Below are 16,581 nucleotides of genomic sequence, written 5' to 3' on the forward strand. Positions count from 1 at the left end.
CCCCACTGGTTCGGCATACGGCGTATGCCTGGTCAGCGATTAAGAGGGAGGTAAGTCGTAGGAGGTTCCCTCACTTTCGGGGAGACTCGGTTCGGAGTCGCCCCCAGAGGCGTGGCACTACTGGAAGAGTCATATCCATGCAGGTCTGGCCTGGAGAGGCATATCCACTCGGTGCCACGTACGACGGCGCCGGTACCAATTTCGCGGTCTTCTCGGAGGCCGCCGACCGTATTGAGCTGTGTCTTTTGCACGACGACGGCTCGGAGACGGCAGTGGAGCTGCGCGAGAGCGACGCGTTCGTGCGGCACGCCTATCTGCCGGGGATCATGCCCGGACAGCGGTACGGCTTCCGGGTGCACGGGCCGTACGCGCCCGAGCGCGGACAGCGTGTCAATTCCGCGAAACTGCTCCTCGATCCGTACGCGCGTGCGATCAGCGGCTCGGTGAAGTGGGGCGAGGAGGTGTACGGCTACCCCTTCGGGTCGCCCGACAAGCGCAATGACCTGGACTCGGCGCCGCACACCATGACGTCCGTCGTGGTCAACCCGTACTTCGACTGGGGCGACGACCGGCGCCCCCGCACCGAGTACCACCACACGGTCATCTACGAGGCCCACGTGAAGGGCCTCACGATGCAGCATCCGGAGCTGCCCGAGGAACTGCGCGGCACGTACGCGGCACTCGCACACCCGGCGATCATCGAACACCTGACGGAACTGGGCGTCACCGCACTGGAGCTGATGCCCGTACACCAGTTCGTGAACGACCATCGTCTGGTCGAGATGGGTCTCAGTAACTACTGGGGCTACAACACGATCGGCTTCTTCGCCCCGCACAACGCGTTCGCCTCCTGGGGCGACCGTGGCCAGCAGGTCCTGGAGTTCAAGTCGGCGGTCCGGGCGCTGCACGAGGCCGGGATCGAGGTCATCCTGGATGTCGTCTACAACCACACGGCCGAGGGCAACCACCTGGGCCCGACCCTGTCCTTCAGGGGCCTCGACAACGCCTCGTACTACCGCCTGGCGGACGACCCGCGCTACTACATGGACACCACGGGCACCGGAAACTCGCTGCTCATGCGCTCTCCGCACGTACTCCAGCTGATCATGGACTCGCTGCGCTACTGGGTCACCGAGATGCACGTCGACGGCTTCCGCTTCGACCTCGCGGCCACCCTCGCCCGCCAGTTCCACGAGGTGGACCGGCTGTCGTCGTTCTTCGACCTGGTGCAGCAGGACCCGGTGGTCTCCCAGGTGAAGCTGATCGCCGAACCCTGGGACGTCGGCGAGGGCGGCTACCAGGTGGGCAACTTCCCGCCGCTGTGGACCGAGTGGAACGGCAAATACCGCGACACCGTACGAGACCTGTGGCGCGGCGAGCCGCGCACGCTCGCGGAGTTCGCGTCCCGGCTGACCGGCTCCTCGGACCTCTACCAGGACGACGGCCGCCGTCCCCTGGCCTCCATCAACTTCGTGACCTGCCACGACGGATTCACTCTCAACGACCTCGTCTCGTACAACAACAAGCGCAACGACGCCAACGGCGAGGACAACCGCGACGGCGAGAGCCACAACCGGTCCTGGAACTGCGGTGTCGAGGGCGAGACCGACGACGAGACCGTGCTCGCGCTGCGAGCCCGCCAGCAGCGCAACTTCATCGCCACGCTGATGCTCTCCCAGGGCGTGCCGATGCTCAGCCACGGCGACGAGTTCGCGCGCACCCAGCACGGCAACAACAACGCGTACTGCCAGGACAGCGAACTGGCCTGGGTGCCGTGGCCCGAGGAGGGCGGCGCACTGCTCGACTTCACGCGCGCGATGGTGTGGCTGCGCCGCGACCACCCGGTCTTCCGGCGCCGCCGCTTCTTCCACGGCCGTCCCGTCCAGGGCACGCACGACGAGCTGTCCGACATCGCGTGGTTCACTCCGGCGGGCACCGAGATGACGCAGCGCGACTGGGGTTCCGCGCAGGCGCGGGCGCTGTCCGTCTTCCTCAACGGAAACGCGATCTCCGAACCGGGTCCGCGTGGGGAGCACATCGCCGACGACTCGTTCCTGCTGATGTTCAACGCCTCGCCCAAGCCCCTGGAGTTCGTGGTGCCGGTCAACCACGGACGGCAGTGGCACGTGGTGGTCGACACGGCTCTCCCGGACGGGGTGGTGCCGGGAACGGGCGCGAAGGTCCAGGCCGGGGACCGGCTGACACTGCTCGACCGGAGCCTGACGGTACTGCAGCGGCCGACCTGATCGCCGAGGGCGCACGCGCGCGTGGGGTGCGTTTCCGGGTTCACGCGCGCGTGGTGGGTCTTTTCGGCGTACGGAGATGACACGAACGAGGGCGGGGCGGGTACGTAGGTTGCCATGACACCTGAGCGTCCCGAACCGGAGAGCACGGCCTCGGTGGTTCCCGCCGCGCCGACCGCCACGTACCGGCTGCAGCTGCAGCCGGAGTTCCCCTTTGCGGCCGCCGAGGCCGCCGTGCCGTATCTGGCCTCGCTCGGCGTCTCCCATCTGCACCTGTCCCCCGTCCTGGAGGCGGTCCCGGGCTCGGCGCACGGCTACGACGTGGTGGACCACGCGCGCGTACGGGGCGAACTGGGCGGCGAGCAGGGGCTGCGCTCCTTGGCGCGGACCGCGCGGGCGCACGGTCTCGGTCTGGTCGTGGACATCGTGCCGAACCACATGGCCATGGCCCCGCTCCACAACCGCCCGCTGTGGGAGGTGTTGCGCGAGGGCCCCAGGTCGCCGTACGCGCGCTGGTTCGACATCGACTGGGACGCCCAGGGAGGTCAGTTGCTCCTGCCGGTGCTCGGGGGGCGGCTCGGCGCGGAAATCGACCAGCTGAAGGTGGACGGCGATGTACTGCGCTACTACGACCACGTGTTTCCGCTGCGCGAGGGCACCGAGAAGCTGCCCCTGCCACGGCTTCTGGACGCGCAGTGGTACCGCCCGGCCTGGTGGCGGCTGGCCCGCACCGAGCTGAACTACCGCCGTTTCTTCAGCATTTCGGAGCTCGTCGGGGTACGCGTCGAGGACCCGGAGGTCTTCGCGGCGACCCACGCGAAGATCCTGGAGCTGCTCGGCGACGGCGTGGTCGAGGGGCTGCGCATCGACCACCCGGACGGCCTGGCGGACCCGGACGCGTATCTGCGCCGCCTGCACGAGGCGACGGGCGGACGCTGGACGGTGGTCGAGAAGATCCTCGCGGACGGCGAGCCACTGCCCGCCGCCTGGCCTGTCGCGGGCACCACCGGCTATGACGCGCTGCGGCAGGTCGACGGCCTTTTCACGGACCCGGCGGGCGCGGGGGAACTCCTCGGCCAGTACCGGCGGTTCGCGGCCCCTCAGGCCGATCGGGGCGGCCACTGGGAGGCGACGGTGCGCCGGGCGGCGTACAAGGTGATCACGCACGAGCTGGCCACGGAGTTCGACCGCCTCACGCGCGCGGCGGGCCGTCTGTGTGCCGCCTCCCCGGACCCGGCGCTGCACGATCACGCCCCCTGGGCGCTGGGCACCGCGCTGAGGGAACTCCTCGTGCGCGTCGAGGTGTACCGGCCGTATCCCTCCACGGACGCCTCCGCGGTCGTGACCGAGGAGGCCGCCGCCGAGGCCCGGGCGGTCTTCACGGTGCCGGACGAGGCGCACGCCGTGGACGTCGTCCGGGACCTGGTGCTCGGGCGGGCCGGTGCCGGGCCCGAGCACGCGGAGTTCCGGGCCCGGTTCGCCCAGACCTCGTCCGCGCTGCGGGCGAAGTCCGTGGAGGACACGGCGTTCTACCGCTATGTGCCCCTGCTGTCGGCCAACGAGGTGGGCGGGAACCCGGGCGCTGCGGCCGTGGACCCGGAGGACTTCCACGCCTACTGCGCGCGCGTGCAGCGCGACTGGCCCGCCACCGGAACGGCCCTTTCGACTCACGACACGAAACGCAGCGCCGACGTCCGCGCGGCCCTCTCGGTGCTCACCCAGTGCCCCGAGCGGTGGAGCGACGTCCTGGCCGAGGTGACCCGCGACGCGGCGACGGGCGTACCCGACCCCCAAATGGCGTGGGCGGCGTGGCAGACGGTGTTCGGGCTGGGTCCGGCCGCGGCGGAGCGCGTCCAGGGAGCGCTGTTGAAGCACGTCCGGGAGGCCGGGCTGCACACCGCCTGGACCGAGCAGGACCCCGGGTACGAGGACGCGGTGGCGGCGTTCGTCGCGGCGGGTCCCTGCGGGCCTCCGGGGCGGCGCGTGGCCGACTTCCGGACCGAGCTCGCGCCGCATGTCCGGGCGAACGTCCTGGGGGCCGCTCTGGTCCATCTGACGATGCCCGGGGTGCCGGACGTCTACCAGGGCACCGAGGGGGAGTATCTGGCGCTGGTGGACCCGGACAACAGGGCGGCGTTCGCGCCGTGGTCGGAGCCCTCGGCGAGGGACGCCGCGAAGGCTGCGAAGGCCTCGGAGGAGGCCGCCGAGGTCGCCGAGAAGGTCGCGCTCACCACGGCGGCGCTCCGGTTGCGCCGGCGGCGGCCCGCCGTCTTCGGTGACTCGGCGACGTACGCGCCGCTGACGGCTCAGGGACCGGGCGCCGCGCACTGTGTGGCGTTCGTACGCTCCGGAGAGGTGATCTCGGCCGTCACGCGGCTGTCGCTGCGGCTGGCGGACGCGGGCGGCTGGCGCGACACCCGCCTCCCGCTTCCCGAAGGGCGGTGGGCGGATGTGCTCGCTCCGGAGCGGGAGTTCACCGGGCACGCGCGCGTGGAGGAGCTGTTCGGGCGGTTGCCGGTGGTGCTGCTGGAGCGCGTCAGCGCAGGCGGACCAGCAGACTCCGGGGCGAGCGGCTGATCAGTCCCTTGGCGACGGGCCTGAAGCCCGGGGCCCAGCGGAGGTCCGGCAGGGCGGCGAGCAGGGCGTGTAGTCCGTGTTCCGCGGTGCGGCGGGCCAGCAGTGCGCCCGGGCAGAAGTGCCGTCCGGAGCCGTACGCGAGCTGCCCGGGGTCGGCGCGGAAGGCGTCGTAGCGGTCCGGGTCGGCGAACCGGGCCGGGTCGCGGCCCGCAGCGCCCAGCAGACACGCCACGGTGGCGCCCGCGGGGATCACGCCGACCGGTTCGACGGCCCGCCGCAGCACCACGTGCAGCGGCGGATCACGACGCAGCGACTCGGCCCAGGCCCCGGCCGTCAGCGTGGGACGGGCCCGCACCATCCCCAACTGGCCGGGATGGTCGAGGAGGTTGGCGAGGAAGGACGCGAGAGCCTGTGCGGTCGCCTCGCCGCCCGCGCCGAGGAGCGTTCCGGCCAGACCCGCCACGGTCTCGTCCGTCAGCGGGCGCCCGTCCGCCCGTGCCGTGCACAGCGCCGACAGCAGATCGGTGCCCGGGTGGGCGCGGCGGCGGGCGATGTACGGGCGCAGGAAGGCGTCGAGTTCGGGGTGGTGGCCGCCGAGGTGGTCCAGGCCCGTGCGGCACCACGCGTGCACGCGCGCGGTGTTCTCGTACGGCAGCCCCAGCGCGGCGACGGCCGCCGCCGCGGGCAGCCAGTGGCAGAACTCGGCGACGAGATCGGCCTCCTGGCGGGCGGCGAGGCGGCGGGCGAGGACGTACGCCGCCCGTTCGACCCCGGCGTTCAGCGCGGCCAGGGCGCGGCCGCGGAACGCCGGTGAGACCAGCGCCCGGTGCGCGCTGTGCGTGACGCCCTCCAGGTGGGCCAGGGTGCGTCCGGGCGGCGGGGCGACGAGCCTGGGGTCCGCGAGTGCGGCGCGTACGTCGGCGTACCGACTGATCAGCCAGGCGCCGAACGGCTCGTCGTACACGAAGGGGAAGCTCTCCCGGAGCGTGCGGTACAGGGGGTACGGGTCGTGCTCGGTTCCTGGGGCGAGCAGGCTCGGGGGCGCGGACGAGCCCTCCGGGCGGAGATTCCGGGGCGCGGACGGGCACTCCTGGAGAAGGTCCCAGGACGCGGACAGGCTCTCCGGGCCCAGCCGCGAAGCCGGGGGCCGACCGTCCGGCTCCGGGCTCCGGTGCGTGCTCGGGGGCGCGGACGGGCGCGGACGCGTCGGTACGGCCACGTACGGCGGTCCGGTCGGTCCGGTCGGTCCGGTCGGTCCGGTCGGTCCGGTCGTGCGCGGTGGTTTCGTCGGTGCCGTGACCGGCGCGCCTTCGCCAGGAAGGCCGTGAGGACACAGCACCGCCGGCCTCCCACTCGGGTCTGCGCGCTGTGGACCGGCGCGCGGTTGTTCTCAGCCGAACACCTCGGCCTCCGAACCGCAGCCCGCGTACGCCCGCACGGGTGACGCCGGTATCTCTCCGTACGGCCACGACATGCGCAGGAGTTCGACGAAGGCGCAGCGGAGTCAGGCGCGGTCCGCCGGCGCGGGCAGCGCCACCGTCGGCATCGTGCGCGTCGAGGGCGTGGGTGAGTTCGGCGCGCGCCGAGGCGTCCTCCTGGCGACCGGCTCACGGCCGCGTACGCTCCCGGGGCTGATCGTGGACGGACGGCGCTTGGTGACGGGCGACGACCCCCTGTTCACGCCGGGGCTCCCGAAGTCCGTCCTGGTGGCAGTCCGCACCGATCGGCCACTCGTCTTGCCCCGGGCACCTTCTCGTCGCCGCAGTCGGCGGTCGTGGGCTTGAGCGAGGCGCGCGACACGCGGGCGTGGCCACGAATCACCTCGCGCAGTCGGCCGTGGCTCCCCCTCCGGGCGATCGCGCCCCCTGCCTGCGGCAAATGCCACCTGGCGCCCCGGGGAGCCGCCCCGCCAATTCCTTGACAGTTCCTCCAGACCGTGGAGTACTGCGGAAGGCAACGCTGGGCGGACAAGTCGGGGGTGAGTCACCTGCCGGAGTTGCGCTATCCCAGTGTGACCGAAATCGTTTCGTCCGCCCGAGCGTTGGCGGCTCACCGTCCCGGCCTGTGCACCCTCAGAGAAATCGGTGTCTCACGCGCGGGCAGACCCCTCCACCTGCTGTCCGTGGGCCACGCGGCACGCGCGGTCCTGATCGTGGCAGGTGCTCACGCGAACGAACCGACCGGCGGCTCGACGCTGCTGTCGCTGGCCGAACGTGTGCTGTACGAGAGGGAGCTGCGGGCCGACACCTCCTGGCACTTCCTGCTCTGCGCGGACCCGGACGGAGCGAGCCTGCATGTGACTCCGGCGCCGCGCACCCTGTTCGACTACCACCGCGGATTCTTCCGTCCAGCCGGACCCGAGCAGCCGGAGTGGTCGCCGTCCGTCCTGCCGCCCGACCGGCTGCCCCCCGAGACACGCGCCCTCATCCGAGTCATCGACGAGCTGCGACCGTACCTCCAGGTGACGCTGCACGGGACCGATCTCGGCGGCAGCTGGGTGCAGTTGACCAAGGACATCCCGGGGCTCGCGGAGCCGTTCGCCAAGTCCGCGGCGGAGTTGCACATCCCGGTGGAGATGGGCGCGTCGGACGCCGCGGGCTGGCCCGCCTCCGGGCCCGGGGTGCATGTGATGCCGGCGCCCGGCTCGGACGCGGCATACCCGAGCATGCCCGACGACGCGCGGCACAGCACCTGGTACCACGCCCACCGGTACGGCGGCCTGACCGCCGTCGTGGAGGTGCCGATGTGGGCCAGCGACCTGGTGGAAGACCCGGCACCGCACCCCGCCCCGGCGGCGGCGATGCGACACCTGGCGCGTCGGCTGCTGCAGGACGCGCTCCAGGTGGAGTCGGTGCTCGCGGAGGTCCTGCCGCGGCTGCCGGGCCCGGACGGGCCTCTCCTGCGCGCCGCCAAGTGGGCGCTGGATCTGGTGCCGGGCCTGGCCGACGATTGGGTCCAGGCGCCGCCTCCGGACACGACGATGGCGCACGTCGGCAGCGTCGACGCGTTCGGGCGTCGGCTCCCGCTGCGGGCCGCCGCGATGCTGCTGCGCGTCCTTCAGGAAGCCGACGACCGGGCGGCGCCGCGCCTCGAACGTCTCGTCGCCACCTGGAGCGACGCCTTCGCCGAGCAATTCGGGGCCCGCTGGGTCCCCCTGGAGCACCAGGTCGAGCACCAGTCCCGGACCGTGGTCGCGGCCGCACGGCACGCGCGCGACAATGCCGCCTGACTCAGACCGACCAGTCCAATCAGCCCAACCAGCCAGATCGGTCCGATCGGTCCGATCAGCCAGATCAGTCCGATGAGTCCGAAAGGGCGAACACCGAACCCGTCTCGGCGCCCATCACGCAGGAGTTCGAAAAGGTGCGCGAGTACTCGACCCGGCGGCCGTCCCACTCCCCGCGCGCGGAGGCGGTGACCGGCGCGTAGACCATGGGACAGACGACGTCGGGCTTGACCGGGATTCGGGCGATGTCCCCGTCGGCGGCGGCGAGTTCCTTGCAGGCCTCGGCCGCATGGGAGTGACCCCCGGGCGGGTCGCAGTGCAGGAGCGTGCCGTGGATGCTGCTGGTGTGGTCGTCGCCGCTGGAGACGGTGACGTGCAGCGAGTTGTCCGAGGCCGCTTCCTGGGGCATCGCGTGCGCCGGGGCAGAGCCCAGGGTGAGCAGGGCGACCGTCGCGAGCAGACCGCCGCGTACCGCTTGCATGTTTCGTTTCATTCCCGATGCATCGGCAGCGCGGCCTGCGAACCCCACCCCGTCTCACCCGAATGGGAGCGCACGGGCGCGCCCCGCCCGGCGAGTTCGCACGCGGCGATCACCACCCGCGCCTGGTACTCGACCTGGCGGGCGACCGGAATCCAGCGGGCACCGCAGCCGTCGCGGTAGTCGGCGCACCACTCGTCGATCAGCCGGTCGAGCTCCGGCAGCACCCCGCACGGGTCCTGCCCGGAGCCGGTCACGAGCTGGTGCAACAGCCCCGCCGTACGCAGCGCGACCCGGCGTCCGGCGAGGCGCAGGGCCGTCAGGCGGGCAGTGTCGAGCGGCGGCAGGGGGCGGGCGCCGGCGTCGTCCACGTCGGGGTCCCAGGAGTCGGCGAGTCCGGGGCCGACCAGTAAATAGTCGTCGACGGGCGCGAGAAGGCCGGCGACGTCCGAGGAGGTGCCGAGGCCGGGGCGGATCCGCGCGAGGACGCCCTCCAGGAGCCGGGTGTCGTGGCGCAGCGTGTGGCTGACGGAGCGCAGCACCGTGTCGGCATCGGCGTCGGCGGGCCTGTTGGCGTCCTCCACGGCTGTCACGCCCCACATGGGGGCCTCGACGACCGCCGTCACTGTGCCGTACCGGTGCGGGTGGAACCAGGTGGACTCGACCGCGGCCTCGGTGATGGCGGCGGCCAGGTCGGTCGGGCGCGGCGGCGGGATGCGGTAGACGGCGGGGCCGAGCGTCGGCCAGTACAGAGTGTCGTACGGTCCCAGTTCGCGCGGGATGCCGAGGCGGGCTGCGGCGTGCGCGACGCGTTGGGCGAGGCCGGGGAGCTCGCGGGTCAGCTCGACGAAGGCGCCGCCGACGTCGACGCCGTGCAGGGAACACTGGAAGAAGGGCCGCAGCTCGTCCTGGAGGTCGAGGAGGGCGCGGGTCTCGGGCAGGGCGGCGCCGTCCGCGCCGTCGGGCAGCCACTCGGGCTGCTCGCGGAAGCCGGGCCGAAAGAAGTGCCGGAAGTAGTGGCCGAGGGTGTACGGGCCCGACAGCCAGGCCTCGTTGCGCCGGGCGCCGTCGGGGTCGAGGCAGAGCAGCAGGTTCCAGGTGGTGTCGGCGCCGTCGCGGAGCCGGGGGTCGGCGAGCGTCCGTTCGGCCAGCCTCAGGGCCGTGGCGCCGCCCACGGGCTCATTGGCGTGCGGTCCGGCGACGACGAGGACCTGCCGGCTGCCGTGCCCGACGGACAGGAGCCACAGCGGTGTGCCTGCCCGTGACGTGCCCACGCGGCGCAGTCGGGCGTCGCGCGGACAGCCGGCGACAAGCGCGGCCGCACGGGCGCCCAGCTCGTCCACGGTCGGGTAGCGGAGGAGTGGTGGCAGGGCACACCTCCACGAATGTGGTGCCGTCGTTTCACCTGATGTACATGGTGTACACACAGTCAGTCACGGCTGTGGAGGTACGTCAACACCGCAGAAGGCAAGAGGGGCGGGAGGGAACCGGTGGACGAAACCCGGGCGCCGATCAGGATGACGCGAGCCGGAACGTCATCCGTCCGAAGCCGATCTGGTCGCCGTCCTTGACGACGGCGGCGCCGATCACACGCCGTCCGTTGACGGTCGTCCCGTTGGTCGAGCCGAGGTCGCGCAGCACCCACAGGCCGCCCTGGCTGCTCAGTTCGGCGTGTATGCGTGACACCGTCTCGTGGTTGAGCCGCAGCCCGCTGGCGGGGTCGCGGCCGATCCGCAGCGGGTACGGACCGGCCGGCTGGGGCAGCAGCAGCTTCGGCAGCCGCTCGGCCTGCCAGGCCCTGCGCAGTCGCACGGTGAAGCCGGAGACCGCCTCGACGGTGCCGAACACCACCTTCGACCAGCGGCCACCCTCGGTGGGCAGGTCGGCGGTGAGCACGGCGAGTTCGTCGGACCTGCGGGCCGTGAGCGCCAGCTCCATGCGGCGGATGAACGTGTCGTGCGAGAGGCGCCCGAGGGCGACGCCGTCACGGAGCGCCTTCAGCGCCCGGTCGCGCTCCGCGTCGGACAGCCGCGCGGGGTACGTGTGGAACTCGAAGGACGACGTCACGCAGGTGATTGTCGGTCAGGACGAGCGGGGTGTCCAGAAAAACCGGAAACGGCAGCCGCGGACGGCAGGTTGGCCCCACGCGACGATGACACAGGTGGCCCGGCGATCACGCGACGGCCATGCGGCGACCATGCGGCCATCGCGTGGCAAACGCGCGGCAAAAGGGTGGATTCGAAAGCGAATCGATCTCACGTGCAGCACCATGGACGAGCTACGTCACGGAAAGCGGACAAGGGGGAACCGTCTGTGCGGTTCGAGGTGTGGGCACCGCAGGCCGACCGGGTGACGCTCCACTGCGCGGACGCCACGCGCGCGTTGGAGCGCGATCCGGAGCGCGCCGGGTGGTGGACGGGCGATGCGGACGCGCAGGACGGGACGCGGTACGGGTTCGCGGTGGACGACGGCCCCGTGCTGCCCGATCCCCGCTCGCGACGACAGCCGGACGGCCCCGACGGGCTGAGCGCGGTGGTCGACCAGGAGCGGTACGCCTGGCGCGCCGGGTGGGCGGGGCGCCCGCTGCCGGGTGCGGTCCTGTACGAGCTGCACGTGGGGACGTACACCCGCGAAGGCACGCTGGACGCGGCCACCGAGCGGCTCGGGCATCTGGCGGAACTGGGCGTCACGCACGTCGAGTTGATGCCGCTGTGCCCGTTCCCGGGGCGGCACGGCTGGGGGTACGAGGGTGTCTCGCTGTGGGCCGTGCACGAGCCCTACGGCGGCCCCGAGGCGCTGAAGCGCTTTGTCGACCGGGCGCACGAACTCGGCCTGGGCGTCGTCCTCGACGTCGTGCACAACCACCTCGGGCCGTCCGGCAACTACCTGCCCGTGTTCGGGCCGTACTTCACGGACACCCATCAGACGCCCTGGGGCTCCGCCGTGAACCTGGACGCACCCGGTTCGGACGAGGTGCGCGCGTATCTCGTCGGCAGCGCGCTCGCGTGGCTGCGCGACTACCGGCTCGACGGGCTGCGCCTCGACGCGGTGCACGCGCTGCGGGACACGCGCGCGTGCCACTTCCTGGAGGAGCTGTCCACGGCCGTGGACGCCCTCGCCGACGATCTCGGCCGGCCGCTCTTCCTGATCGCCGAATCGGATCTGAACGACCCGCGTCTCGTCACCCCCCGCGAGGAGGGCGGACTCGGGCTGCACGCGCAGTGGAACGACGACTTCCACCACGCGCTGCACACCGCGCTGACCGGTGAGGCGCAGGCCTACTACGCGGACTTCGCACGGGCCCCGATCGCGGCGCTCGCGAAGACGCTGACGTCCGGCTTCTTCCACGACGGTACGTACTCCAGCTTCCGCGGGCGAGGTCACGGCCGCCCGCTCGACCGTACGCGCGTCTCGGCACACCGCCTGCTCGGCTACGCCCAGACCCACGACCAGATCGGCAACCGAGCACAGGGCGACCGGCTCTCGGCGTCGCTCTCCCCCGGCCTGCTGGCCTGCGCGGCCGCGCTGACGCTCACCGGGCCCTTCACGCCGATGCTGTTCATGGGCGAGGAGTGGGCGGCGGGCACGCCCTGGCAGTTCTTCACCGACCACACCGATCCCGAGCTCGCCGAGGCCGTACGGCGGGGCAGGCGCCGGGAGTTCGCGGCGCACGGCTGGTCCGAGGAGGACGTCCCCGATCCGCAGGACCCGGCGACCCGGGACCGCTCCTGCCTCGACTGGTCGGAACCCGAAAAGGCACCCCACGCGCGCGTGCTGGCCTGGTACCGCGAGCTGATCGGGCTGCGCCACCGCCTGCCCGACCTCTCGGACCCCGATCTCGCCGCCGTCAAGGTCGCCCACGACGAGGAGGCACGCTGGCTGGCCCTGCGGCGCGGAGATGTCCGGGTGGCGGTGAACCTCGCCCAGGAGGCCGCCGCGATCCCGCTCGGCATCCGCCACGCGCGCGTGCTGGCCGCGTGGGAGCCGGTCGAGGCGCCGGGCCCGGACGGCGTGCTGAGCGTGCCGGGCGAGTCGTGCGTGGTGGTGACGCAGGTGTGAGCATCCTGGCGCAGGTGTGAGCCTGCCGGCGAAGGCGTGAGCGCCGGGGGCTTCAGTCGTCGCCCGGCAGTTCCGTGAGGCGTTCGAGGAGGATCGCCTCCCAGGCCCGGTCGAGTTGGGTCCGCAGGAGCGGCACGGGGCTGCTGCCGCGGCCCTGGAGGCGGTCGGCGAGGCGGATCACGGTGTCGCAGCGGGACAGCCACAGGCCGCGCAGACAGGGGCGGGCGCCGTACCCGGCGAGGGTGGCGGCGCGTACGGCGGCGGGGGCGCCGACGGCGATCGCGAGCCCGGCGATGTCCTCGGCGGGGTCTCCGACGACCGCGTCGGTCCAGTCGAGGACGCCACGCACCCGGCCGTCGGCGCTCACCACCAGGTGTTCGCCCTTGAGGTCGTGGTGCACGAGAACGGCGGCCGCGGGCTGCGCGGCGAGCTGCTCGACGGCGAGAGCGGTGAGCTGGGCGAGGCGCCCGGGGTCGAACTCGTCGGCGGCGGCGAGCCGCTCGGCGGCCCGCTCGGCGGCCGTTCGCAGCTCTTCCAGGGAGCGCGGCGCGACACGTGGCACACCGAGCGCCTCGACCTGGCGTACGGGCACCTCGCGCAGCCCCGTGAGCAGACCCGCCAGGTCGGCCTCGCCGACGGCCGACACGTCCTGCGCCTCGCCGGAGCGGCCCGGCAACCGGGTGTCCAGGGTATAGGCCAGCCCGGCCGCCCACTCTCCGTGCGCGGCGCTCGCCGGGACCGCGACACCGATGTGCGGGCGGACCAGGTCCCGCAGCCTCAGCTCGCGGCGTCGGCGCACAGAGGCGTCACGGTCCGGGGCGAGCCGCAGCACGTGGCGGGTGCCGATCCACCAGGTGCGGTGTTCGCCGCCCTCGGCGACGGGCCGGACGTCGGGTCCCGCTCCCGCCGTATCGGCGTCGGCGAGCAGCGAACGAACCAGTCGGCGGACGGTGTCCGCGGTCGGTGTCGGTGCCTGGGTCATGGTCGCGCCAGTCATCCGGGGGAGGGTGGGGAGTGCTTCTGGTGGTCGGTGACCGGTGGTCGGTGGTCGGTCAGTCGACGATCGCCATCTCTCGGGACGTGGTGTTGAGGCGCCGTCCGCCCTCCTCGGTCACCGTGACGATGTCCTCGATACGCACTCCGAAGCGGCCGGGCAGATAGATGCCGGGCTCCACGGAGAAGCACATCCCGGGCACGAGGGGCTGCTGCTCGCCCTCGATCATGTACGGCGGTTCGTGGGTGGTGACGCCGATGCCGTGCCCGGTGCGGTGGATGAAGTACTCGCCGTATCCGGCCTCGGTGATGACCGCCCGGGCCGCCCGGTCGACGTCCTGGCAGGTGGCGCCGGGCCTGACCGCAGCGACACCCGCCTCCTGGGCGGCGCGCACGACGTCGTGCACCTTGCGCTCCTCGTCGTCCGGTTCGCCGACGTGCACCGTGCGGGAGGTGTCGGAGCCGTAGCCGTGCTTGAGGCCGCCGAAGTCGAGGACCACCATGTCGCCCCGCTCGATGACGCGCTCGCCCGCCTCGTGGTGCGGGTTGGCGCCGTTGGGGCCCGAGGCGACGATGGTGAAGTCGACCTGCGCGTGCCCGAACCGGCGCAGCAGTTCGGCGAGGTCGGTGGCGACGTCGGCCTCCCGGCGCCCGGCGAAGGGAACCTTCCGGATTTCCTCGTACGTTGCGTCAGCGGCCGCCCCGGCGGCCGCCAACCGCCCCAGTTCCGCCGCGTCCTTGACCGCCCGCAGCATCGGCAGGGCCTCGGTGAGGGCCACGTAGCGCGTGTCGGGCAGCCGCTTCTGGAGGCCGAGCAGGTGCAGGGCCCAGGCGTTGTCGCTGACTCCGAAGCGGCCGTTGCCCGCCAGGAGCGACGCGGTCGCCTCGTACGGGTCCGTGCCGTCGGTCCAGTCCCGGAGGGTCAGCTCGGGTGCCGCCGCTGCAGCGTCCGGGGCCTCCAGGGTGGGCACGACCAGGACGGGGTCCTGTCCGGCCCTGAGTACCAACAGAGTGAGCCGCTCGGTCTCCACGGGCCGGTAGCCGGTCAGCCACACCAGATCGGGCCCGGGGGCGATCAGGACGCCGTCGAGCCCGGCGTCCGCGGCGGTCTCGGCCGCGCGCCGCATACGGGACTGGTAGTCACCGGCGGTGAAGGGCGCGGGCGTGCCGGTCATCCATGCCTCCGTCTGTCCGCAGTTTCCCAGGGGCTACGGGCAGCATCCTGCCCTTTTGCCGATGCGCACGCGAGCCGGTTACGGCCATGTCGTCAGTCCGGGTCCGGGAGCCCTGCTAACGGGTAAGTATTGCCATACCGTTAGCTCTAATGGTTGTCATTCGCGTTAGCCATTAAGGCGGACAGGTGGAGCAGGTGGACAGGGTGGACATCAAGGGGAGGGCGAGGGCCATGCTCGTACTGGCACACATCAGCGATCTGCATCTCGACGGGACCCAGCGGGCAACCGAGCGGGCCGAGCGGGTGCGAGACCGGCTGTGGGCGCTGCCCGGACGGGTGGACGCGCTGCTGGTGACCGGTGACATCGCGGATCACGGCACGGAGGCCGAGTACGAGGACGCGGCGCGCCTGCTCGGGCTGCGCGACAGGGAAGCCCCCTTCCCCGTACTCACCTGCCCGGGCAACCACGACAGCCGCGCGCCGTACCGCAAGGCCCTGCTCGGGGAACCCGCGTCCGAGGGGCCGGTCAACAGCGTGCACCTCTTCGATGACGCCGCCGTGCTGATGTGCGACTCCAGCATTCCGGGACGCGACGAGGGCGAGCTCGACGAGGAGACGTACGACTGGATCGAGGCGACCCTCGACGAGCTGGACGGCGGCCTTCCGGCGCTGCTCGCCTTCCACCACCCGCCGGTGGCACTGCATCATCCGCTCCCGGACGCGTACCAGCTGCGCCGGTCACATGCCCTGGCCGCCCTGATGGAGCGTCGGCCCGAGGTCGTCGGGCTCGTCACCGGGCATGCGCACACGGCCGCCTCGACCGTCTTCGCCGGGCGGCCGCTCGTCGTCGGTCCCGGGGTGACGTGGACGCTGCGGCTGCCCTGGGAGGGCGAGGGGGCCGCCGACCGGGACGCCCCTCCCGGGTTCGCGTTCCACGTGCTGGACAACGAGGGGCGGTTGACGAGCCACTTCAGGGTGGTCTGACCTCAGGTCACGATCCCCGGGACCGCCGACAGTTGCTGCCTACCATCGTTTGCGCGCCGCACGGTGAGGGTGACGGCGCTCCCGGGGTGCGCGGACGCGACCGCACGGGCGAGGTCGGCGGCCGACTGGACCCGGGTGTCGCCGAAGGCGAGCAGGACGTCGCCGCGGACCAGGCCCGCCGTGTAGCCGGGGCCCGGGACGTGGACGCCTACGACGAGTGCGCCCTCGCTCTCGGGAGCGTCGACGACCTCGAGAGCGAGCGTCGCCTTCGCCGGTTCTTCGGCGGGCTCCTTGGCGGTCGCGTCGGTGGATTCTTTGGTGGGTTCCTTGGCGGACTCCTGCGTCTGTGCTGAACCCCCCATGCCATGAGCCGACTTGGAGTCGCCGGACGGAGGGCCACCGGCCGCCTGCTTCTGCAGGTCCGCCAGCTTGCTCATGCCGATCACCGTGGCACCCACAGTGCCGAGTCCGACGCCCGACAGGACCAGGACGGTCCCGACGAAGATGCCGAAGAGCAGGGACGTCAGCCGCTTGCCGCGGCGCCGCGCGGCATGCGGGCGCCGGGTGGTGCCGGACAGACGGCCGCCGCCGCCCGGCTCCTGACCGGGCATCGGTTTGGGTCGCAACGCGGTCTGTTCCATGGATCGCCTCCGGCAGATGCTCTAGGGACCGCCCCCGGCTGTTGGTCTACCCGGCGCACCGGCGCACGACGATTCACGAACGAGTGAGACTGTCGAGCGCGTTCGAGAGGTTTGTCAGCCCCCGGGCGTCGACGAGGTCGGACGTTTTCTCGGCGATGTCCTGTTGTCGGTGGCGACTGTTACGTTCGGTGACATGACCGATCACG

Annotated in this window: 12 protein-coding genes and 1 pseudogene; 6 read left to right on the top strand and 7 right to left on the bottom strand. The window is 72.3% G+C overall.

All coding sequences use genetic code 11. The annotated features are described in order from the left end of the window. Positions 1–137 precede the first annotated feature (137 nt). Both glgX and treY read left to right on the top strand, forming a co-directional pair. Entirely contained in the window at positions 138–2,246 is a 2,109-nt protein-coding gene (gene glgX, locus ACX28W_RS18580) for a glycogen debranching protein GlgX (RefSeq protein ID WP_459000086.1), read from the top strand. Between the two features lie 114 nt (positions 2,247–2,360). Continuing rightward, complete coding sequence (gene treY, locus ACX28W_RS18585) at positions 2,361–4,820, top strand: malto-oligosyltrehalose synthase (protein ID WP_459000087.1); 2,460 nt, start codon at positions 2,361–2,363, stop codon at positions 4,818–4,820. On the opposite strand, the gene ACX28W_RS18590 is transcribed toward treY, so the two are convergent. Beyond that, complete coding sequence (locus ACX28W_RS18590) at positions 4,780–6,039, bottom strand: cytochrome P450 (protein ID WP_459000088.1); 1,260 nt, start codon at positions 6,037–6,039, stop codon at positions 4,780–4,782. The genes treY and ACX28W_RS18590 overlap by 41 nt on opposite strands. A 328-nt stretch (positions 6,040–6,367) precedes the next feature. Between ACX28W_RS18590 and ACX28W_RS18595 the strand changes: the two are divergent. Both ACX28W_RS18595 and ACX28W_RS18600 read left to right on the top strand, forming a co-directional pair. Beyond that, positions 6,368–6,529, top strand: a pseudogene (locus ACX28W_RS18595) (dihydrolipoyl dehydrogenase); the annotation flags it as partial. A gap of 269 nt (positions 6,530–6,798) precedes the next feature. Continuing rightward, a complete protein-coding gene (locus tag ACX28W_RS18600) occupies positions 6,799–8,049 on the top strand; it encodes a M14 family zinc carboxypeptidase (protein ID WP_459000089.1) in 1,251 nt (416 codons plus the stop codon). Positions 8,050–8,113: 64 nt separating this feature from the next. Here the strand turns inward: ACX28W_RS18600 and ACX28W_RS18605 are convergent, their stop codons facing one another. The 3 genes from ACX28W_RS18605 to ACX28W_RS18615 form a co-directional block, all read right to left on the bottom strand. Then, on the bottom strand, positions 8,114–8,527 hold the full coding sequence (locus ACX28W_RS18605) for an SSI family serine proteinase inhibitor (protein WP_459000090.1): 414 nt from the start codon (positions 8,525–8,527) through the stop codon (positions 8,114–8,116). Positions 8,528–8,535: 8 nt separating this feature from the next. Continuing rightward, positions 8,536–9,867 carry a M14 family zinc carboxypeptidase gene (locus ACX28W_RS18610; protein ID WP_459000091.1) on the bottom strand — a complete coding sequence of 444 codons (1,332 nt, stop codon included), beginning with the start codon at positions 9,865–9,867 and terminating at the stop codon, positions 8,536–8,538. Positions 9,868–10,036: 169 nt separating this feature from the next. Then, the gene (locus tag ACX28W_RS18615) at positions 10,037–10,591 is read right to left on the bottom strand and encodes an FHA domain-containing protein (protein WP_459000092.1); all 555 of its coding nucleotides are present in this window, start codon (positions 10,589–10,591) and stop codon (positions 10,037–10,039) included. Positions 10,592–10,837: 246 nt separating this feature from the next. Between ACX28W_RS18615 and treZ the strand changes: the two genes are divergently transcribed. After that, positions 10,838–12,583, top strand: coding sequence for a malto-oligosyltrehalose trehalohydrolase (gene treZ / locus ACX28W_RS18620; protein ID WP_459000093.1), 1,746 nt, complete (start codon positions 10,838–10,840; stop codon positions 12,581–12,583). A gap of 52 nt (positions 12,584–12,635) precedes the next feature. On the opposite strand, the gene ACX28W_RS18625 is transcribed toward treZ, so the two are convergent. Further along, positions 12,636–13,565 (bottom strand): aminoglycoside phosphotransferase family protein, encoded by a 930-nt coding sequence (locus ACX28W_RS18625; protein ID WP_459000215.1) that lies wholly within the window; start codon positions 13,563–13,565, stop codon positions 12,636–12,638. Positions 13,566–13,635: 70 nt separating this feature from the next. Next, positions 13,636–14,751, bottom strand: a complete 1,116-nt coding sequence (locus tag ACX28W_RS18630) for a M24 family metallopeptidase (RefSeq protein ID WP_459000094.1) — start codon at positions 14,749–14,751, stop codon at positions 13,636–13,638. Positions 14,752–14,981: 230 nt separating this feature from the next. On the opposite strand from ACX28W_RS18630, the gene ACX28W_RS18635 reads away from it, so the two are divergent. Further along, positions 14,982–15,734 (top strand): phosphodiesterase, encoded by a 753-nt coding sequence (locus ACX28W_RS18635; RefSeq protein ID WP_459000095.1) that lies wholly within the window; start codon positions 14,982–14,984, stop codon positions 15,732–15,734. Between the two features lie 2 nt (positions 15,735–15,736). Here the strand turns inward: ACX28W_RS18635 and ACX28W_RS18640 are convergent, their stop codons facing one another. After that, entirely contained in the window at positions 15,737–16,375 is a 639-nt protein-coding gene (locus tag ACX28W_RS18640) for a PDZ domain-containing protein (protein ID WP_459000096.1), read from the bottom strand. Positions 16,376–16,581: the final 206 nt, after the last annotated feature.

The sequence above is a fragment of the Streptomyces sp. SD15 genome, assembly GCF_054462255.1.